21 protein-coding genes are annotated in these 21,133 nt (G+C 40.9%); 17 read left to right on the plus strand and 4 right to left on the minus strand.

The features are described from left to right. Positions 1-65: 65 nt before the first annotated feature. From HT669_RS01760 to coaA, 3 genes are all read right to left on the minus strand, one after another. Positions 66-578, minus strand: a complete 513-nt coding sequence (locus HT669_RS01760; RefSeq protein WP_000684199.1) for a DNA topology modulation protein — start codon at positions 576-578, stop codon at positions 66-68. A gap of 52 nt (positions 579-630) precedes the next feature. Next, a complete protein-coding gene (gene rpsT, locus HT669_RS01765; RefSeq protein WP_001274000.1) occupies positions 631-867 on the minus strand; it encodes a 30S ribosomal protein S20 in 237 nt (78 codons plus the stop codon). Between the two features lie 67 nt (positions 868-934). Beyond that, positions 935-1,855, minus strand: a complete 921-nt coding sequence (coaA, locus tag HT669_RS01770; protein ID WP_050207876.1) for a type I pantothenate kinase — start codon at positions 1,853-1,855, stop codon at positions 935-937. Between the two features lie 199 nt (positions 1,856-2,054). Here coaA and HT669_RS01775 point away from each other — a divergent pair, with 199 nt between their 5' ends. The 9 genes from HT669_RS01775 (at position 2,055) to HT669_RS01815 (ending at position 10,421) form a co-directional block, all read left to right on the plus strand. Beyond that, complete coding sequence (locus HT669_RS01775) at positions 2,055-2,459, plus strand: hypothetical protein (protein ID WP_050207875.1); 405 nt, start codon at positions 2,055-2,057, stop codon at positions 2,457-2,459. Between the two features lie 208 nt (positions 2,460-2,667). Continuing rightward, on the plus strand, positions 2,668-3,258 hold the full coding sequence (locus HT669_RS01780; protein WP_078374311.1) for a class I SAM-dependent methyltransferase: 591 nt from the start codon (positions 2,668-2,670) through the stop codon (positions 3,256-3,258). Next, a complete protein-coding gene (locus HT669_RS01785) occupies positions 3,255-4,532 on the plus strand; it encodes a pyrimidine-nucleoside phosphorylase (RefSeq protein ID WP_050207874.1) in 1,278 nt (425 codons plus the stop codon). Before HT669_RS01780 ends, HT669_RS01785 begins: the two co-directional genes overlap by 4 nt. A gap of 19 nt (positions 4,533-4,551) precedes the next feature. After that, on the plus strand, positions 4,552-5,214 hold the full coding sequence (gene deoC, locus HT669_RS01790) for a deoxyribose-phosphate aldolase (RefSeq protein WP_050207873.1): 663 nt from the start codon (positions 4,552-4,554) through the stop codon (positions 5,212-5,214). After that, a complete protein-coding gene (locus tag HT669_RS01795; protein WP_050207872.1) occupies positions 5,201-5,590 on the plus strand; it encodes a cytidine deaminase in 390 nt (129 codons plus the stop codon). The genes deoC and HT669_RS01795 overlap by 14 nt, the downstream gene beginning before the upstream one ends. An 89-nt stretch (positions 5,591-5,679) precedes the next feature. Next, positions 5,680-6,732, plus strand: coding sequence for a BMP family protein (locus tag HT669_RS01800; protein WP_050222932.1), 1,053 nt, complete (start codon positions 5,680-5,682; stop codon positions 6,730-6,732). Positions 6,733-6,875: 143 nt separating this feature from the next. Beyond that, positions 6,876-8,411 (plus strand): ABC transporter ATP-binding protein, encoded by a 1,536-nt coding sequence (locus HT669_RS01805; RefSeq protein ID WP_000929841.1) that lies wholly within the window; start codon positions 6,876-6,878, stop codon positions 8,409-8,411. Continuing rightward, a complete protein-coding gene (locus HT669_RS01810) occupies positions 8,404-9,462 on the plus strand; it encodes an ABC transporter permease (RefSeq protein ID WP_050207870.1) in 1,059 nt (352 codons plus the stop codon). Before HT669_RS01805 ends, HT669_RS01810 begins: the two co-directional genes overlap by 8 nt. A 2-nt stretch (positions 9,463-9,464) precedes the next feature. After that, on the plus strand, positions 9,465-10,421 hold the full coding sequence (locus HT669_RS01815; RefSeq protein ID WP_172922024.1) for an ABC transporter permease: 957 nt from the start codon (positions 9,465-9,467) through the stop codon (positions 10,419-10,421). A gap of 37 nt (positions 10,422-10,458) precedes the next feature. On the opposite strand, the gene plsY is transcribed toward HT669_RS01815, so the two are convergent. After that, a complete protein-coding gene (plsY, locus tag HT669_RS01820; protein ID WP_023936666.1) occupies positions 10,459-11,100 on the minus strand; it encodes a glycerol-3-phosphate 1-O-acyltransferase PlsY in 642 nt (213 codons plus the stop codon). 135 nt (positions 11,101-11,235) lie between these two features. Here plsY and parE point away from each other — a divergent pair, with 135 nt between their 5' ends. From parE to HT669_RS01860, 8 genes are all read left to right on the plus strand, one after another. Then, entirely contained in the window at positions 11,236-13,179 is a 1,944-nt protein-coding gene (parE, locus tag HT669_RS01825; RefSeq protein WP_050207869.1) for a DNA topoisomerase IV subunit B, read from the plus strand. Between the two features lie 23 nt (positions 13,180-13,202). Continuing rightward, positions 13,203-14,204, plus strand: coding sequence for a DNA cytosine methyltransferase (locus tag HT669_RS01830; RefSeq protein ID WP_050207868.1), 1,002 nt, complete (start codon positions 13,203-13,205; stop codon positions 14,202-14,204). Continuing rightward, positions 14,201-15,019: an Eco47II family restriction endonuclease gene (locus tag HT669_RS01835; RefSeq protein ID WP_050222935.1), complete on the plus strand. Its 819-nt coding sequence runs from the start codon at positions 14,201-14,203 to the stop codon at positions 15,017-15,019. The genes HT669_RS01830 and HT669_RS01835 overlap by 4 nt, the downstream gene beginning before the upstream one ends. Before the next feature lie 34 nt (positions 15,020-15,053). Then, positions 15,054-15,656: a Fic family protein gene (locus HT669_RS01840; RefSeq protein ID WP_050222936.1), complete on the plus strand. Its 603-nt coding sequence runs from the start codon at positions 15,054-15,056 to the stop codon at positions 15,654-15,656. A 64-nt stretch (positions 15,657-15,720) separates the two neighbouring features. Beyond that, the gene (locus HT669_RS01845; RefSeq protein ID WP_050222937.1) at positions 15,721-16,581 is read left to right on the plus strand and encodes an aminoglycoside 6-adenylyltransferase; all 861 of its coding nucleotides are present in this window, start codon (positions 15,721-15,723) and stop codon (positions 16,579-16,581) included. Continuing rightward, on the plus strand, positions 16,578-17,138 hold the full coding sequence (locus HT669_RS01850) for a GTP pyrophosphokinase (RefSeq protein ID WP_050222938.1): 561 nt from the start codon (positions 16,578-16,580) through the stop codon (positions 17,136-17,138). The genes HT669_RS01845 and HT669_RS01850 overlap by 4 nt, the downstream gene beginning before the upstream one ends. Positions 17,139-17,491: 353 nt before the next feature. Next, complete coding sequence (parC, locus tag HT669_RS01855; RefSeq protein WP_078929788.1) at positions 17,492-19,963, plus strand: DNA topoisomerase IV subunit A; 2,472 nt, start codon at positions 17,492-17,494, stop codon at positions 19,961-19,963. Between the two features lie 134 nt (positions 19,964-20,097). After that, positions 20,098-21,120, plus strand: a complete 1,023-nt coding sequence (locus HT669_RS01860) for a branched-chain amino acid aminotransferase (protein WP_023936685.1) — start codon at positions 20,098-20,100, stop codon at positions 21,118-21,120. Positions 21,121-21,133 lie beyond the last annotated feature (13 nt).

Here is a 21,133-nt window from a genome sequence, read left to right on the forward strand (position 1 = left end):
TGAAAATCTTCCTTTTTTAGTCATTCAGTCCATACTGTGACCTTAATGAAATGTTGCTCTACCGTCTATTTTTTAAGAGATTGCAAAAAACAATCAATCTCTGCTTGAGAATGGAGAATACGCATCTTTTCTGGGTAAGTATTGTTTAAATATTGGTATCTATCCTTAGCATTTTTTGTTCGACCATCCCAGAGAATCCAACGAATAAATTCCCAGTTGAATTGCTCGGGGCATCCCTTAGCCATGCTTTCTCTCACTTTTCCTCTGTATTTTAAATAGCGCTTAAAGGCTCTTAGCAAACAATTCCAAGCAGAGAAGTTTAAAAAGATGATTTGGTTAGCTTCCTGCATTCTTTCTTCGTAATAACACCAAGAATAATTACCATCGATGACCCAAGCTTCATGCTTGGTGAGAAAATTTTTCATCTCGGTTAACATCCAATCACGGTCACTGTCTTGCCAACCAGGTTGAAATTGGAGTGTGTCCATATGAAGTTTTGGGATGGAGTAGTAGAGAGATAACTTTTCAGCTAGCGTTGACTTACCAGCACCAGAATATCCGATAATTGCAATTTTCATTTTCTACCTTTTCCTATTTGGAGACAAAAAAACAGCCTCTATGGACTGTTTCTTATTTAGCAAGTTTAGCTGAAAGACGAGCTTTATCGCGGCTTGCTTTGTTTTTGTGAATCAAACCTTTAGTTTCTGCTTTATCGATAGCTGAGCTAGCAGCACGGAAAAGTTCTTCAGATGGGTTTGCTTCGAAAGCTTTGATAGCAGTACGCATAGCTGATTTTTGAGCTGAGTTCTTTTCGTTTTGTTTAACGTTCAATTCAGCGCGTTTGATAGCTGATTTAATGTTTGCCAATGTTCTTACCTCCATATTTACTAACTATACCATTATATCTGAAAACTTACGTTTTGACAAGGGAAAATTATTTTTTTAAGTAAATTTCATCGATTTCATGGTTCTTTGTTTTATGAAGAATCACTTCTGCACGATTTCTAGTTGGTTCAATATAATTTTGTAGATTTGTGAGATTGATACTGGTCCAGACCTGATGGGCAAAGGATTCCACTTCCCCAATCGGCATTTGTGTAAAACGATAATAGTAGCTATCAGGGTCGTTTTGGGCTAGGCTCAGGATTTTCAAGAAACGGTCTAGATACCAACTCTCGATGTCATCAACTGAAGCATCAACATAGATGGAAAAGTCAAAGAAGTCAGTAATATAGAGACGCTCGTTTTGTGGATTTTGAAAGACGTTAATCCCCTCGACAATCACAAAGTCAGCAGCTTTTACTCGTTGTTTTGCTTCAGGGACGATGTCATAGACTTCATGAGAGTAGACAGGAATATCCACATCTTGTCCATTTTTGATGCAGTCCAAGAAGTTGAGAAGAGCTTCCATATCATAGCTTTCAGGAAATCCCTTACGATTTAAAATCCCTTGTTCAATCAAGGTCTGGTTGGGATAGAGAAAGCCGTCAGTTGTTACCAACTCAACCCTAGCATCTGTAAGTGTACGGGACAGTAGGATTTGAAGTAGGCGACTGGTTGTGGATTTTCCAACGGCAACACTCCCAGAAACCCCAATGATAAAAGGCTGGGATTTGCTTTCACGTTGAAGGAAAATCCCTTTTGAAAAGGCCAAATCATCCTTGGTACGCTTGTAAATCTGGATGAGATGGGCTAGGGGGAGATAGACATCGGTAACATCCTGCAAGCTAATCTGGTCATTAAAACTCTTGATGGATTCTAATTCCTCTTCTGTCAAAGGAGGTGTCGTCTTTCGATGTAAAGATTGCCAAGTCTGGCGACTGATTTTTTCAAAATGTAAAAATTCGTTGGTCATTTGTTTTCCCCTAGATATTTTGTCTATCATACCATAAAAAGTTAAAAAAATAAAGCGGTTTCTTGAATGTGGTAAGTCAATAGTATATAATATAAGTAGATAGAGGATGAACAATTTATTGATGAAGTAGGAGCTGCTTTCTACTGACTTATCAGCTATAAAGGGGGCTTTGGGGTTTATAACTTATAGGAGGTGTACTATGAAAATCTTGAAACGTTACCTATTGGAACTCTGTTTTATTTTAAGTTTTGCCTTACCTTTTATAAAAGGAGTCAATGCGGATAATGGTAGACGCTTTGTGGAAATCTATTACGGTTTTACTTTTTTGATGGAACATGCCATTGTAACAGCTGTCTTTATCTGTTCGCTTTTGATTGCTTTCTTCCTAAAAAAACGATGGGCGAAATGGCTTGCTGCTGGTAGTTATTGCTTTTTAGTTCTATGGATTGCGACAGAGGGTTATTTCTTCCGCATGTCACTAGAAGATTTGATACGACTTTGGACAAGTTTGGAAATCCTGACACAAACGTATCAATTGGGCTTTTATCTAAATATTTTGTTGGGAATTTTGTTGATAATTAAGTATCTGAAGGTTAAGCAATAGTAATAAAAATGCGCTTGATTATAGACAATAAATTTGTTGTTTTATCATGGCAATGATAGCTGTAGTCCTAGATGAAATACAAGTTGCTTATAAAAGTTGAAAGAGATTGAAGGGGAGCTATTGTAACGCACCTTCCTTCAATCTTTTTGTTTTATTTTGGATATGTAAACGATTTACAATTCGATCCAAAATATGATAGAATAGGGTTATGAATAAAATGTACTATGCAGAAAATCCTGACGCTGCTCACGACATTCATGAGTTGAGAGTAGAATTGTTGGGAGAAAAAATGACCTTTCTGACGGATGCAGGTGTTTTTAGCAAGAAGATGGTTGACTTCGGAAGTCAGCTTTTGCTCAAGTGTCTGGAGGTCAACCAAGGAGAAACTGTCCTTGATGTAGGCTGTGGTTACGGACCTTTGGGCTTGTCTTTAGCTAAGGCTTATGGCGTTCAGGCTACCATGGTCGATATCAATAATCGTGCCTTGGGTTTGGCGCGACAAAATGCTGAACGAAATAAAGTAGAAGCGACGATTTTCCAGTCCAACATCTATGAACAAGTTGAAGGGAAATTTGAACATGTCATTTCCAATCCCCCTATTCGTGCTGGAAAAAAAGTCGTTCATGAAATTATCGAGAAAAGTAAAGATTTCTTGGAAATTGGTGGAGATTTGACCATCGTCATCCAGAAAAAACAAGGGGCTCCAAGTGCCAAGTCTAAGATGGAAGATGTGTTTGGCAATTGTGAAATCCTTAAAAAAGATAAGGGATACTATATCCTTAGAAGTGTGAAAGAATGAGAGCAGTTGATTTAATCCAAAAAAAACGAGACGGTCAAGAACTGACTTCAAGTGAAATTGAATGGCTGATAGAAGGCTATGTATCAGGAACTGTTCCTGATTATCAGATGTCTGCCTTTGCTATGGCTGTTTATTTTAAAGGAATGACGACTCGAGAAATATCTGATTTGACCATGAAGATGGTCAAGACAGGGCAAGAGTTTGACCTGTCTGCCATTGATGGTGTGAAAGTTGACAAGCATTCTACTGGTGGTGTCGGCGATAAGGTAACCTTGATTTTAGCTCCTCTTGTTGCTAGCTTTGGTGTGCCTGTGGCAAAAATGAGTGGTCGTGGCCTTGGTCATACTGGTGGGACAATTGATAAATTGGAGTCCATTAAAGGCTATCAAGTCGAGCGCAGTCAAGAGGATTTTATTCGTCAGGTTCAGGATATTGGTGTATCTGTCATTGGGCAATCAGACCAGCTGGTTAAAGCAGATAAACTTCTCTACGCCCTCCGTGATGTGACCGCAACTGTCGACACGATTCCTTTGATTGCGAGTTCGGTGATGAGCAAGAAAATCGCGGCAGGAGCGGATGCTATTTTGCTAGACGTAACTGTCGGTGAGGGCGCCTTCATGAAGACGGTTGATGAGGCGCGTGAGTTGGCTCAAACCATGGTGGAACTTGGTAAGGCTGTTGGCCGGAAGACAGTAGCGGTGATTACGGATATGAGCCAGCCTTTAGGGCGTGCGATTGGAAATCGTCTGGAAATCCTTGAAGCATTGGAGATTCTACAAGGTCAAGGACGTCAGGATATTACCCACTTTATTTGTGAATTGGCTCAAATTATGCTTGGTCTGGCAAATGTAAATAAAACAGTTGAAGAAGTTCGCCAACATCTTGAAAATGGCCAAGCGCTGGCTAAGTTTGAGGAAATGGTCCAAGCCCAAGGTGGAGACTTAGAAGACCTCTATCGTCCTGTAAATGTGTCCCATGTGGTGGAAATCCCTGCTCAGGAGACGGGTGTTATTTCAGCTCTTCCAGCTATGGAATTTGGGCTTTATGCTATGAGACTGGGGGCAGGCCGTGCAGTCAAGTCTGATGCCTTGGATTATGAAACAGGAATTGTTTTTGAAAAGAAAGTTGGAGATTCCGTTCAAAAGGGAGAAATTGTTGCAAAAGTATACACAAATGGAAAAATTTCTCATCAGCTAGTTACAGATTTTCAAAAATATGTTAAAATAAATGATAGGGTGCAAAGTTTACGAGAAATTATAGAAATTATCTCATAAACCGCAGGAGAATCCGAATATGAAATTAAATAAATATATCGATCATACGCTTTTAAAACAAGATGCAACAGAAAATCAAATTGATTGTTTGTTGTCTGAGGCTAGAGAGTATGATTTTGCCAGTGTTTGCGTTAATCCGACCTGGGTTGAACATGCTAAAAAAGAGCTTGAAGGCACAGATGTCAAGGTCTGCACAGTAGTAGGTTTCCCTTTGGGAGCAACAACTTCAACTGTGAAAGCTTTTGAGACAAAAGAAGCTATCCAAAATGGTGCAGATGAGATTGATATGGTGATCAATGTTGGGGCTCTCAAATCAGGTAATTTAGCCTTGGTTGAATCGGACATCCGTGCTGTTGTAGAAGCAAGTGGTGACAAGTTAGTGAAAGTCATTATTGAAGCTTGCCTTCTGACAGATCAAGAAAAAGTTGTGGCTTGTCAATTAGCCCAAAAAGCAGGAGCTGATTTTGTTAAAACATCTACTGGCTTTTCAACTGGTGGCGCTACGATAGCAGATGTTCAATTGATGCGTGAAACAGTTGGGTCTGATATGGGTGTCAAGGCTGCTGGTGGAGCTCGTTCTTATGAGGATGCTCTTGCCTTTGTCGAAGCAGGTGCGACCCGTATCGGAACGTCAGCTGGAGTAGCAATTCTAAAAGGAGAATTGGCAGATGGCGACTACTGAGTTGATTGAACTGGCAATTGAAACCAGCAAGAAAGCCTATGTCCCCTATTCTCACTTTCCTATCGGAGCAGTTTTAGTAGCCAAAGACGGAAGTGTTTACACGGGAGTGAATATCGAAAATGCTAGCTATCCTTTGACCAATTGCGGTGAGAGAACAGCCATTTTTAAGGCTATATCTGAAGGACAAAGAGAGTTTTCAGAATTGATTGTCTATGGACAGACTGAAAAACCAATCTCACCATGTGGTGCTTGTCGCCAAGTAATGGTCGAATTTTTTGAACAAGATCTAAAAGTGACCTTAGTCGCAAAAGATAAATCGACGGTCGAGATGACGGTCGGGGAGTTACTTCCATACTCTTTTACAGACTTAACTTAGTCTGAGTCGCTCTCTGAGTGGCACGGTCCTTGTGGCCAACCAATCCATACTTGCAACATCGTTGCACATCTTATTTAGGAGGTTCAGTAATGAACAAGAAACAATGGCTAGGTCTTGGCCTAGTAGCAGTGGCAGCAGTTGGACTTGCTGCATGTGGTAACCGCTCTTCTCGTAAGGCAGATTCATCTTCTGATGTGAAGACAAAAGCAGCAATCGTCACTGATACTGGTGGTGTTGATGATAAATCATTCAACCAATCAGCTTGGGAAGGTTTGCAGGCTTGGGGTAAAGAACACAATCTTTCAAAAGATAACGGTTTCACTTACTTCCAATCAACAAGTGAAGCTGACTACGCTAACAACTTGCAACAAGCGGCTGGAAGTTACAACCTAATCTTCGGTGTTGGTTTTGCCCTTCACAATGCGGTTGAAGAAGCAGCTAAAGAACATTCTGACTTGAACTATGTCTTGATTGATGATGTGATTAAAGATAAAAAGAATGTTGCGAGCGTAACTTTCGCTGATAATGAGTCAGGTTACCTTGCAGGTGTAGCTGCAGCCAAAACAACTAAAACAAAACAAGTTGGTTTTGTAGGTGGACAGGAGTCAGAAGTTATCTCTCGTTTTGAATCTGGTTTCAAGGCAGGTGTTGCCTCAGTAGACCCATCTATCAAAGTACAAGTTGACTATGCTGGTTCATTTGGTGATGCTGCTAAAGGTAAAACAATTGCAGCAGCACAATACGCAGCTGGTGCAGATATTGTTTACCAAGTAGCTGGTGGTACAGGTGCTGGTGTCTTTGCAGAAGCAAAATCACTCAACGAAAGCCGTCCTGAAAATGAAAAAGTTTGGGTTATCGGTGTTGACCGTGACCAAGAAGCAGAAGGTAAATACACTTCTAAAGATGGCAAAGAATCAAACTTTGTTCTTGCATCTACTTTGAAACAAGTTGGTACAACTGTAAAAGATATTTCTAACAAGGCAGAAAAAGGTGAATTCCCTGGCGGTCAAGTGATCGTTTACTCATTGAAAGATAAAGGGGTTGACTTGGCAGTAACAAACCTTTCAGAAGAAGGTAAAAAAGCTGTCGAAGATGCTAAAGCTAAAATCCTTGATGGAAGCGTAAAAGTTCCTGCAAAATAATGGATGGAAGTCATTTCTTAGGAAGCGGCCCTCGGTCGCTTTTTTAAGAGTTGAGACAAAGTCATTTTGTCTCAGTAAAGCTTGCTACTAGACAAACTAGCAAGTTTTATTGAAATAAAATAAGACTCTGAAAGGAAGAGCACATGGCACACGAAAATGTCATAGAGATGCGTGATATTACCAAGGTGTTTGGCGAATTTGTTGCCAACGACAACATCAACCTGCACCTACGAAAGGGTGAAATTCATGCACTTTTAGGAGAAAATGGGGCTGGAAAGTCCACGCTCATGAACATGTTAGCAGGACTTCTTGAACCAACTAGTGGTGAAATCGCGGTCAACGGTCAAGTTGTCAATCTCGATTCACCATCTAAAGCAGCTGGCTTGGGAATCGGAATGGTTCACCAGCACTTTATGTTGGTAGAAGCTTTCACGGTGGCTGAAAACATCATTTTAGGAAGTGAATTGACTAAAAATGGTGTACTAGATATTGCTGGAGCTAGCAAAGAAATCAAGGCTCTTTCTGAACGTTATGGCTTAGCTGTTGACCCTTCTGCCAAGGTAGCAGACATCTCAGTCGGAGCCCAACAACGTGTAGAAATTTTAAAAACCCTTTATCGGGGGGCTGATATCCTTATCTTTGACGAACCAACGGCTGTTTTGACTCCATCAGAAATTGATGAGTTGATGGCTATTATGAAAAATCTTGTCAAAGAAGGAAAATCAATTATCTTGATCACCCACAAGTTGGACGAGATTCGCGCAGTTTCTGACCGCGTTACAGTTATCCGTCGTGGGAAATCAATTGAAACCGTCGAAATTGCAGGGGCTACCAATGCTGATTTGGCAGAAATGATGGTGGGACGTTCTGTTTCCTTTAAAACGGAGAAACAAGCCTCTCAACCAAAAGAAGTGGTCTTGTCTATTACAGACTTGGTGGTCAATGAAAACCGCGGTGTCCCAGCTGTGAAAAATCTGTCCTTGGATGTTCGTGCTGGAGAGATTGTTGGAATTGCGGGGATTGATGGAAATGGTCAGTCTGAACTGATTCAAGCCATCACAGGTCTTCGCAAGGTTGAATCTGGTAGCATTGAGCTAAAAGGAGATTCAATTGTAGGCTTGCATCCACGACAAATTACAGAGCTAAGTGTTGGGCACGTTCCAGAAGACCGTCACCGTGATGGTTTGATTTTAGAGATGATGATTTCTGAAAATATTGCCCTTCAAACCTACTACAAAGAACCACATAGTAAAAATGGAATTTTGAACTATTCAAATATTACTTCTTATGCTAAAAAGCTAATGGAAGAATTTGATGTTCGTGCTGCCAGTGAATTTGTTCCTGCAGCTGCACTTTCAGGAGGAAATCAACAAAAAGCAATTATTGCTCGTGAAATTGATCGTGATCCTGATCTCCTTATCGTCAGCCAGCCAACTCGTGGGTTGGATGTCGGTGCCATTGAATATATCCACAAGCGCTTGATTGAAGAGCGTGATAATGGTAAGGCTGTTCTAGTTGTCAGCTTTGAATTGGATGAGATTTTAAACGTCTCAGACCGTATTGCCGTTATTCATGATGGTAAGATTCAAGGTATTGTGTCACCAGAAACAACCAATAAACAAGAACTTGGTGTCTTGATGGCTGGTGGAAACTTGGGAAAGGAGAAGAGTGATGTCTAAAAAATTACAACAAATTTCGGTTCCCTTGATCTCTGTCTTCCTTGGAATTTTACTTGGAGCCATTGTCATGTGGATCTTCGGCTATGATGCTATTTGGGGCTACGAAGAATTGTTCTATACAGCCTTTGGTAGCCTGCGTGGGATTGGAGAAATCTTCCGTGCAATGGGGCCTTTGGTCTTGATTGGTCTTGGATTTGCTGTTGCCAGTCGTGCAGGTTTCTTTAACGTTGGGCTTCCTGGTCAGGCTTTGGCAGGTTGGATTCTCAGTGGTTGGTTTGCCCTGTCGCATCCAGATATGCCACGTCCCTTGATGATTCTAGCAACTATCGTGATTGCTTTGATTGCTGGTGGGATTGTCGGAGCTATTCCAGGTGTTTTGAGAGCTTATCTCGGGACTTCAGAGGTTATCGTAACCATCATGATGAACTACATTGTCTTGTATGTAGGGAATGCCTTTATCCATGCCTTCCCTAAAGACTTTATGCAAAGTACAGATTCGACCATTCGTGTTGGGGCTAATGCAACCTATCAGACCCCTTGGTTGGCTGAGTTGACTGGTAATTCGCGGATGAATATTGGTATTTTCTTTGCCATCATTGCTGTTGCAGTTATTTGGTTCATGCTCAAGAAAACAACCCTTGGTTTTGAAATCCGTGCTGTTGGTCTTAATCCACATGCTTCAGAATACGCTGGTATTTCTGCAAAACGAACGATTATCCTATCAATGATTATTTCAGGTGCCTTGGCAGGTCTTGGTGGAGCTGTTGAAGGACTTGGAACCTTCCAGAATGTCTATGTTCAAGGGGCGTCATTGGCTGTTGGATTTAACGGGATGGCGGTTAGTCTGCTTGCGGCCAACTCACCAATTGGTATTCTCTTTGCAGCCTTTCTATTTGGTGTTCTCCAAGTTGGAGCTCCTGGTATGAATGCGGCGCAGGTACCGTCTGAGCTTGTTAGCATTGTAACAGCGTCTATTATCTTCTTTGTCAGTGTTCATTACCTTATCGAACGCTTTGTCAAACCGAAAAAACAAGTTAAAGGAGGTAAGTAAAGATGTCTATTACAACCTTGCTCACCCTCTTGGTGTCTTCTATGCTGATTTATTCAGCACCCCTCATCTTTACAAGTATTGGTGGTGTTTTCTCTGAACGTGGTGGTGTGGTAAACGTCGGTCTTGAAGGAATTATGGTTATGGGTGCCTTTTCTGGAGTTGTCTTTAACCTTGAATTTGCAGAACAATTTGGAGCAGCAACTCCATGGCTATCCTTGCTTGTAGCAGGATTGGTAGGGGGAATCTTTTCTATCATTCACGCAGCTGCGACGGTGCATTTCCGTGCAGACCATGTTATCAGCGGTACGGTATTGAACTTGATGGCGCCAGCCTTGGCTGTTTTCTTAGTGAAAGTCCTTTATAACAAAGGACAAACCGACAACCTAAGTCAGACTTTTGGACGCTTTGATTTCCCAGTCTTGGCAAATATCCCAGTAATCGGTGATATCTTCTTCAAGTCAACTAGCCTTCTTGGTTACTTGGCGATTGCCTTCTCGTTCCTTGCTTGGTTTATTCTCTTCAAAACTCGCTTTGGTCTTCGTCTCCGCTCTGTTGGTGAACATCCTCAAGCAGCGGACACGTTGGGAATCAATGTCTACAAGATGAGATATTTAGGGGTTATTATTTCAGGTTTCCTAGGTGGAATTGGCGGAGCGATTTATGCTCAATCAATCTCAGTTAACTTCTCAGTGACAACTATTGTTGGACCTGGATTTATCGCCCTTGCTGCTATGATTTTTGGAAAATGGAATCCAATCGGAGCCATGCTTTCTAGTCTTTTCTTTGGACTTTCACAAAGTTTGGCTGTTATCGGTTCTCAATTACCGTTCCTACAAGGTGTGCCTGCGGTTTATCTTCAAATCGCACCTTATGTTTTGACAATTCTTGTCTTGGCAGCCTTCTTTGGAAAAGCAGTTGCACCAAAAGCAGATGGTATCAACTATATCAAATCAAAATAAGTATACAAAAAAACGTCAGTTCTGTTCAAACTGGCGTTTATTTTTTAGAATTTTGATGGGTTAAGTTTAATCCCCAAGGGACCAAATTTTCAGTCTTGTTTTTGATACGAGCGATATTGTCCTTATGACGAATGATAATCAAACTAGCAAGTGCTAGGATAATAGCGATGAAGAGAGGGTCATAGTGACTCAGGATAAAACCAACAAGTGGAAAGAGTAGAACTCCGATAACGGCTGCGATAGATGCTGTGACACTAGATAGTGAAATCATACTACCAAGATAGAGGGTTCCAAAGAAAACAACTGCAAGGTAGAGACAGAAGACAGGCGCAAATCCGAAAACCACTCCAGCACTGGTTGCGACAGCCTTACCACCCTTAAATCCTGCAAAGATAGGGAAGGTATGGCCAATAACAGCCAAAAGTCCAAAGATGAGAGGCGAAACGCCTTGCAGATGAAACATAATTGGAAGAAGCGTTGCTAGAGTTCCTTTGAAAAAGTCAATCACAAAGGTCGTCATACCAGCTTTCTTACCTAAAATGCGGAAAGTATTGGTTGTTCCAGTATTTCCAGAACCGTGTTCACGCAGATTGATTTGAAAGAATACTTGTCCAATCCAGAGACCAGACGGAATCGAACCCAGCAAATAGGCTAGGATTAATAAAACTATTGTAATCATACTCCTATTATATCATGAAATGGAGAAGAAAGGCAGAGAATCTCTTCTGAAATTGTCACAGCGGAGAAAGAAAAATTTTGCAAAATCCTTGGAAAACCTGTAGAATAGTAAAGATGAACGAATAGGAGGTTCCTTGTGTCAAAAAAGGAAATCAATATTAATAATTATAATGATGATGCCATTCAGGTGCTAGAAGGGTTGGATGCGGTCCGAAAACGTCCAGGGATGTATATCGGATCGACCGATGGCGCTGGGCTCCACCACCTAGTCTGGGAAATCGTCGATAATGCTGTCGATGAAGCCTTGTCTGGATTTGGTGACCGTATTGATGTGACCATCAATAAAGATGGCAGTTTAACGGTTCAAGACCATGGACGTGGGATGCCAACTGGTATGCACGCTATGGGAATTCCAACTGTTGAGGTTATCTTTACCATTCTTCACGCCGGAGGGAAATTCGGTCAAGGTGGTTATAAGACATCAGGTGGTCTGCACGGGGTGGGTTCTTCCGTTGTTAATGCCCTTTCTAGTTGGTTAGAAGTTGAAATTATCCGTGACGGGGCAATCTATAAGCAACGTTTTGAAAATGGTGGAAAACCTGTCACGACCTTGAAGAAAATCGGTACTGCACCCAAGACTAAAACAGGTACCAAGGTTACCTTCATGCCTGATGCGACTATCTTTTCTACGACAGACTTCAAATACAATACCATTTCAGAACGCCTCAATGAATCAGCCTTTCTTTTGAAAAATGTGACCTTGTCTTTGACTGATAAACGAACAGATGAAGCGATTGAATTCCACTATGAGAATGGGGTGCAGGACTTTGTTTCTTATCTGAACGAAGACAAGGAAACATTGACGCCGGTTCTTTACTTTGAAGGGGAAGACAATGGTTTTCAAGTGGAAGTGGCCCTCCAGTACAATGACGGATTTTCAGATAATATTTTGTCCTTTGTTAATAACGTTCGCACCAAGGACGGTGGAACGCACGAGACAGGACTCAAGTCCGCTATTACCAAGGTTATGAACGACTACGCGCGTAAGACAGGTCTTCTCAAGGAAAAAGATAAAAACCTTGAAGGATCAGACTATCGTGAGGGGCTAGCAGCCGTTCTCTCTATTCTAGTCCCTGAAGAACACCTCCAGTTTGAAGGACAGACCAAGGACAAACTAGGAAGCCCTCTTGCCCGCCCAGTTGTGGATGGAATTGTGGCAGATAAGTTGACCTTCTTCCTTATGGAAAATGGGGAATTGGCTTCTAATCTCATTCGCAAGGCTATCAAGGCCCGTGATGCTCGTGAGGCAGCCCGTAAGGCACGTGATGAGAGCCGAAATGGCAAGAAAAATAAGAAAGATAAGGGATTGCTGTCTGGTAAATTAACCCCAGCCCAGTCCAAGAATCCAGCTAAGAATGAACTCTATCTAGTCGAGGGGGACTCTGCCGGTGGTTCTGCCAAACAAGGTCGTGATCGTAAATTCCAGGCTATCCTACCTCTTCGTGGTAAGGTTATCAATACAGCCAAGGCCAAGATGGCGGATATCCTAAAAAATGAGGAAATCAATACCATGATTTATACCATCGGTGCAGGTGTTGGAGCAGACTTCTCTATTGAAGATACCAACTATGATAAGATCATTATCATGACCGATGCGGACACCGACGGTGCCCACATTCAGACTTTACTCTTGACATTTTTCTACCGCTACATGCGTCCCCTAGTTGAGGCAGGTCATGTCTACATCGCCCTTCCGCCTCTTTACAAGATGTCAAAAGGTAAAGGCAAGAAAGAAGAAGTAGCCTACGCTTGGACGGATGGAGAGCTAGAAGAACTCCGCAAGCAGTTCGGTAAAGGTGCTACACTCCAACGTTATAAAGGTCTTGGTGAGATGAATGCGGACCAGCTCTGGGAAACAACCATGAATCCAGAAACCCGTACCCTCATACGTGTCACCATCGAAGATCTAGCACGCGCCGAACGTCGTGTCAATATCCTCATGGGAGACAAGGTTGAACCACGCCGTAAGTGGATTGAGGACAATGTCAAGTTTACGCTGGAAGAAGCGACAGTGTTTTAAGTTAGTTTAAAGAGGAAATAAGAGTGAGAGTTATTGAATTATTTGCAGGTGCAGGTGGTTTGGCACTTGGAATAGAAAAAGCTGGATTCGAAGCCATTGGTTTGATTGAGTTTGATAAAGCAGCAGCGGCAACATTGAAACACAACAGACCTAGTTGGAATGTCATTCATGATGATATTGCAAATATTTCATCTCTTGATTTGGAGGAATATTTTAATATAAAAAAGGGAGAACTAGAACTGTTGAGCGGAGGTGCTCCCTGTCAAGCTTTTTCTTATGCTGGGAAACGTTTAGGTTTAGAGGATGCTCGAGGTACATTATTCTACCACTATGCAATATTTCTAAATAAACTTCAACCGAAAATGTTTGTTTTTGAAAATGTACGTGGCCTAGTTTCTCATGATCATGGAAAAACATTTCGAACTATTATGGATATTTTTTCGGATGAAGGTTACACGGTTAAATGGAAGGTTTTAAATGCCTGGGATTATGGAGTGGCTCAGAAACGTGAACGTATGATTATGGTTGGGGTTAGAAATGACTTAGCTGATATTATTTCGTTTGATTATCCAGAACCACATGAATATAAGCCAGTATTGAGAGATATATTATTAGATAGTCCGCCTAGTGTTGGTGCACAATATTCTGATTACAAGAGAAAAATTTTTGAATTAGTTCCCCCAGGTGGCTATTGGCGTGATATTCCAGAAGATATTGCAAAAGAGTATATGAAGTCAACTTGGGATATGACTGGGGGCAGGACAGGTATTTTGAGAAGAATGAGTTTAGATGAACCATCTTTAACAGTTTTAACATCTCCTACCCAAAAACAAACAGAACGTTGCCATCCATTGGAGGCTCGTCCTTTTACAGTTCGTGAAAATGCTCGCATTCAAAGTTTTCCAGATGATTGGATATTCCAAGGGAGCATAGGAAATCAATATAAGCAAGTGGGGAATGCTGTTCCAGTTAACTTGGCTTATGAAGTGGGGATAAAGATAAAAGAAAGTTTGGAGCAATTATGACTTGGGATGTAGATTTTATTAGTGAAGAAGATTTTTTAAAACATGTTCAGGATACTATTTCGAAGTATGGTGAAAAATTGAAATCTTTTGATTTGAAACGATTTAATAAGAATATTGTAGATCCTGTAAAATTAATTTTTGATAAGTCGGTTTATCGTAGTTCTTGGGATGAAATTATTAGTAATGAAATTTTTCGCCAAAGAGATAAATCAAATAATAATGATATTGGCTATTTCCATCAAACTATTTTCAGATATATGAAGAATTGTCGTGTCCCAGATAATGGAAAAGAAGGTGGCTGGGATGTTATATATGAGAATCCAGAAGGAATTTCTTTACCTGATGGTTCGCGTGTAAGTAGAATTTATGTTGAAATGAAAAATAAACACAATACTATGAATTCTGCATCATCAGGGAAGACTTTTATCAAGATGCAAAATCAGTTATTGAAGGATGACGATTGTGCCTGTTTCTTGGTCGAAGCAATTTCAAAGCAATCTCAAAATATTAAATGGGAACCTAAAGTTGACGGGGAAAAAGTTGGTCACAAATTTATTCGTAGAGTTAGCCTGGATCAATTTTATTTCATGGTAACGGGTGAAAAAGATGCCTTTTATAAGATGTGTATGAATTTACCATCAGTAGCTGAGAAGGCAGTAGAAAAAATGGGAACAGAGATCGTGCCAAATGATACTGTTTTTGAAGAAATCATTATGAAAGCAGAAGGAAATATTGAAGATGATAGTGAATTGGCAGTTGCAAGAGTGATCTATCTTCTAGGATTTTCAACTTATTTAGGTTTTGATAGAACATGATTTCATAACAAAATGGCGTTAATAAGGGGAAGATATGGTATTGGAAAATAAACTAGGCATTACAAACTCAGCCCAGCTGGCAGATGCAGAAGAAAAACTGACAAAAAAACAAGCCGCCCTGCTTTTTCAGACAGGAGACTTGTTCAAGATGGAAGTTGGGACATTTGCAGGGCTGTCAGCTATTCACCACTATCTTTTTTCAGGTATCTATGATTTCGCTGGAAAAATCCGTGATGTCAATATTGCAAAGGATAACTTTCAATTTGCCCCCCGTATTTTTTTAGAGCAATCCTTACAGTATATTGACAAACTTCCTCATGACAATTTTGATCAAGTGGTTGATAAGTATGCGGATATGAATATTGCCCATCCTTTCCGTGAGGGAAATGGACGCGCCATGCGGATTTGGCTAGATTGTATGCTTCGTGAGAAGCTGGGTAAGGTGGTAGATTGGAACGCCATTGATAAGGATGAATACCTGAATGCCATGAAGCGTAGTGCAGTATCGACTGGAGAACTCAAGTATTTACTCCTCAATAACTTGACGGATGACCTCAGTCAGACCAGTTTCTTTAAGGGAGTAGATGCTTCATACTACTACGAAGGATACAGTCTTTACAAGACAAGGGAATTATAATATAAAAACTATCCAGTAAGAAGAAGTAGACACCTAGTAATCTATAAAATGAGAAGGTACTGACATGAGAGCTGAGACAGAAATGCTAAATCTGATTTTACAAACTGCCAAAACTTTACAAGTTAAAGCTGTCGCCATGTCTGGTTCACGGGCAAATCCAAAGGCCCTAAAAGATGAATTTCAAGACTATGACGTGGTCTATGTCGTGGATGATTTAGATAATCTGACGAGTGACCTTTCTTGGTTGGAGCATTTTGGCAAACGCCTGATTGAACAGCATGTCCTACTTGACCAGCGACATCTTTATCTCATGCTCTTTGAGGATGGTAACCGCATTGATTTAACCCTATGTCCTAAAGAACACATGAAAGAATGGGTAGATAGCGAGTCGAAATTCATAGTTTTGGAAGATGAGAAGGACTTATTTGAGTCCTATTCTCCCAGTCCAAAGCGTCACTGGATAACCCCAGCTACTGAAACGGATTTTAAAAATTCCTGTAATGAATTTTGGTGGGTGTCAGCCTACGTTGTCAAAGGGATTTGTCGCAAGCAGGTATTCTATGCTACTGACCATCTCTATGGTATTTGCCAACAAGAACTCTTGAAAATCTTGGCTTGGCAGGTCGCAAGTGATAAGGGAACAGTAGACGTCGGCAAGAATTATAAGTATCTTTTTAACTATTTACCCACTGATAAAGAAAAGGAATTCTCAGATTTGCTTGATTTTTCAAGTATAGATAAAATTACTCAGTCTTTATTGGCTACGATGCAACTTTTCCACCAAGAAGCTCAATTTCTTGCTCAAAAAATGGGATTTGACTACGATAAAGAAGTGGCTGAGAAGATGATTGAGTATGCTAAGGAAAGAGTGAAGAAGTTTGGGAATAACTGGAAAAATGAAAAAGCGAGAGGAGAAGACTCATGATTGAAAAAGTGGAACGCCTCATTACAGAGATTAATCGTATTCATCGAGAATATTCTAAAGATTATTTTGAAACGGGTAAGGTGGAAAAAATCAATCTCAAGCATACCTTTTCAAAAGTTCCGACTAAAGCGATTTTGGCCTACCGTCTGAATTTACATGAGTCAATTAATGATTATCTGATGAAAGCGGATGTCCAAGATATTGCCTATGTTTATCGTGTCAAAACTTCTGAGTCTATTTTAGATAAAATTACACGTTTTTCAGAGCGTCAAGAGGGCTATCCTGTGAATTCAATTCTTAATGATATTTTTGGTGCTCGTATGATTTTAAGTTCCAAAGAGATAGCTCAAGTTATGGAGAAACTAGATGATTGGCAAGAGCTGTACGGACTAAAAAACTGGTATTTACGTGATAAAGATGGCTATGTCGGTATTCATATCTATTTTAAAAATAAAAGTAATTTTTACTACCCATGGGAACTCCAACTTTGGGATAAGAAAGATGTAGATAGCAATATCGCCAGTCATATCAAGTATAAACGAGGATTTGTGGAGTAGACTTTCAAGTGGAAATGGCGATACAGGAATTGGATGAAACTCACTTACTCTATATTTTTTCTTTTTCCATAAAAAATACACTACATTCTTCGAAAGAAATTGAACATGCCCTAAATGCTATGTGAAATTCCTTGTTAACTGAAGCAACATATTAAATTACAGAAAGGATAGTTTGGTTACTTACGGTAACTGAACATTGGACTAATCCTTTTATCATTACACATACTCTATATTCTTTGAAAGGAGTTGAACACGCCCTAAATGATGCGTGAAAAAGATAAATTCTCTGGTGAGCTTGCTTACTTCAAGAATTTTCTATTTTCACTTGGTATTTTACGGGCTCTGTATCCTATATGTCTAACATTCAAAACATGTCCCTAGAGGACATCATGGGAGAGCGCTTTGGTCGCTACTCCAAGTACATTATTCAAGACCGGGCTTTGCCAGATATTCGTGATGGCTTGAAGCCGGTTCAGCGTCGTATTCTTTATTCGATGAATAAAGATGGAAATACTTTTGACAAGAGCTATCGTAAGTCGGCCAAGTCTGTCGGGAATATCATGGGGAATTTCCACCCACACGGTGACAGTTCCATCTATGATGCCATGGTTCGTATGTCACAGGACTGGAAAAATCGTGAGATTTTGGTCGAAATGCACGGTAACAACGGTTCTATGGACGGAGATCCGCCTGCGGCTATGCGTTATACTGAGGCGCGTTTGTCTGAAATTGCTGGCTACCTTCTTCAAGATATCGATAAAAAGACTGTTCCTTTTGCTTGGAACTTTGACGATACCGAGAAAGAGCCGACAGTCTTGCCAGCAGCCTTTCCAAACCTCTTGGTCAATGGTTCGACTGGGATTTCGGCTGGTTATGCCACAGACATTCCTCCCCATAATTTAGCTGAGGTCATAGATGCTGCAGTTTACATGATTGACCACCCAACTGCAAAGATTGATAAACTCATGGAATTCTTGCCTGGACCAGACTTCCCTACAGGGGCTATTATTCAGGGTCGTGATGAAATCAAGAAAGCTTATGAGACTGGGAAAGGGCGCGTGGTTGTTCGTTCCAAGACTGAAATTGAAAAGCTAAAAGGTGGTAAGGAACAAATCGTTATTACTGAGATTCCTTATGAAATCAACAAGGCCAATCTAGTCAAGAAAATCGATGATGTTCGTGTCAATAACAAGGTGGCAGGCATTGCTGAGGTTCGTGATGAGTCTGACCGTGATGGTCTTCGTATTGCGATTGAGCTCAAAAAAGACGCTAATACGGAGCTCGTTCTCAACTATCTCTTCAAATACACAGACCTGCAAATCAACTACAACTTTAATATGGTGGCGATTGACAATTTCACGCCTCGTCAGGTTGGGATAGTTCCAATCTTGTCTAGCTACATCGCCCACCGTCGTGAAGTGATTTTGGCTCGTTCCCGCTTTGACAAGGAGAAGGCTGAGAAGCGTCTCCATATTGTCGAAGGTTTGATTCGTGTGATTTCGATTTTGGACGAAGTCATTGCTCTTATCCGCGCTTCTGAGAATAAGGCTGACTCCAAGGAAAACCTCAAAGTTAGCTATGATTTTACGGAAGAACAGGCTGAGGCTATCGTAACCTTGCAACTGTACCGTTTGACCAATACAGACGTAGTTGTCTTGCAGGAAGAAGAAGCAGAACTTCGTGAAAAGATTGCTATGCTTGCGGCGATTATCGGTGATGAACGGACCATGTACAATCTCATGAAGAAAGAACTTCGTGAGGTCAAGAAGAAATTTGCGACTCCACGTTTGAGTACTTTAGAAGACACTGCGAAAGCAATCGAGATTGATACAGCTAGTCTGATCGCCGAGGAAGATACCTACGTCAGCGTAACCAAGGCAGGTTACATCAAGCGTACCAGCCCGCGTTCCTTTGCGGCTTCAACGCTAGAGGAAATTGGCAAACGTGATGACGACCGTTTGATTTTTGTTCAATCTGCCAAGACAACCCAGCATCTCTTGATGTTCACGACTCTTGGAAATGTCATCTACAGACCAATCCATGAATTAGCAGATATTCGCTGGAAGGACATCGGAGAGCATTTGAGCCAAACTATTACCAATTTTGAAACGAATGAAGAAATCCTTTATGTGGAAGTTGTGGATCAGTTTGATGATGCGACAACTTATTTTGCAGCTACTCGTCTTGGTCAAATCAAACGGGTAGAACGAAAAGAATTCACTCCATGGCGGACCTATAAAACTAAGTCTGTCAAGTATGCTAAGCTCAAAGACGAGACAGACCAGATTGTAGCAGTGGCTCCAATTAAATTGGATGATGTTGTCTTGATTAGCCAAAACGGTTATGCCCTTCGTTTCAATATTGAAGAGGTTCCGGTTGTCGGTGCCAAGGCTGCAGGGGTCAAGGCTATGAACTTGAAAGAAGATGATGTTCTCCAGTCTGCCTTTATTTGCAATACCTCATCCTTCTACCTCTTGACCCAACGTGGAAGTTTGAAACGTGTTTCTATTGACGAAATTCCGGCAACCAGCCGTGCCAAACGAGGACTACAAGTCTTGCGTGAGTTGAAAAACAAACCGCACCGTGTCTTCTTGGCTGGTGCAGTTGCAGAACAAGGCTTCGTTGGTGACCTCTTCAGTACAGAAGTGGACGGGAACGATCAAATTCTGCTTGTCCAATCCAATAAAGGAACAATCTATGAAAGCCGATTGCAAGACTTGAACTTGTCAGAACGCACTAGCAATGGAAGCTTCATTTCTGACACGATTTCAGATGAAGAAGTTTTTGACGCTTATCTTAAAGAAGTATTTACAGAAGCTAAATAAGTGAAATGAAGAGTCAGTTCTAAGAGCTGGTTCTTTTTATTGAAGAAATTTTCTGAAAATTACAAAATATACTTGCTATTTTAGAAAAATAGTGTAGAATATAAGAAATAGGTTTTTAGAATAAGGAGTGGAATATGACAGTAACGATTGATTGGGAAAACCTTGGTTTCTCCTATATGAAATTACCTTATCGCTATATTGCTCATTTTAAAAATGGACAATGGAATCAAGGAGAACTTACAGAAGATGCAACCTTGCATATTTCAGAGTCTTCTCCAAGTCTTCACTATGGTCAACAAGCCTTTGAAGGTTTGAAAGCTTATCGTACTAAGGATGGCAGTGTTCAACTGTTCCGTCCTGATGAAAATGCCAAACGCCTGCAACGGACATGTGACCGTCTCTTGATGCCACAAGTTCCGACAGAAATGTTTGTAGAAGCTTGTAAAGCAGTTGTCCGTGCCAATGAAGAATACGTACCACCATACGGAACAGGTGGAACCCTCTATCTTCGCCCTCTTTTGATTGGTGTCGGAGATATTATCGGGGTAAAACCAGCAGAGGAGTATATTTTTACTATCTTTGCTATGCCAGTTGGAAATTACTTTAAGGGTGGTTTGGTCCCAACCAACTTCTTGATTCAGGATGAATATGACCGTGCTGCTCCAAATGGTACAGGTGCGGCTAAGGTTGGTGGAAACTATGCTGCCAGTCTCTTGCCAGGGAAATTGGCCAAGTCACGTCATTTCTCAGATGTTATCTACCTAGATCCATCAACACATACAAAGATTGAAGAAGTCGGATCAGCTAACTTCTTTGGAATTACAGCTGATAATGAATTTGTAACACCATTGAGTCCATCTATCTTGCCATCTATTACCAAGTATTCTTTGCTTTATTTGGCAGAACACCGCTTGGGTTTAACTCCTATTGAGGGTGATGTTCCAATTGATAACCTTGACCGTTTTGTAGAGGCAGGTGCCTGTGGTACAGCAGCGGTTATTTCTCCAATTGGAGGCATTCAACACGGTAATGATTTCCATGTATTCTATAGCGAAACAGAAGTAGGTCCTGTGACTCGTAAACTCTATGATGAATTGACAGGTATTCAGTTTGGTGATATTCCAGCGCCAGAAGGTTGGATTGTAAAAGTAGATTAAAAATATATTAAAG

Source organism: Streptococcus sp. 2100, assembly GCF_013276335.1.
Taxonomy (GTDB): Bacteria; Bacillota; Bacilli; order Lactobacillales; family Streptococcaceae; genus Streptococcus; species Streptococcus pseudopneumoniae.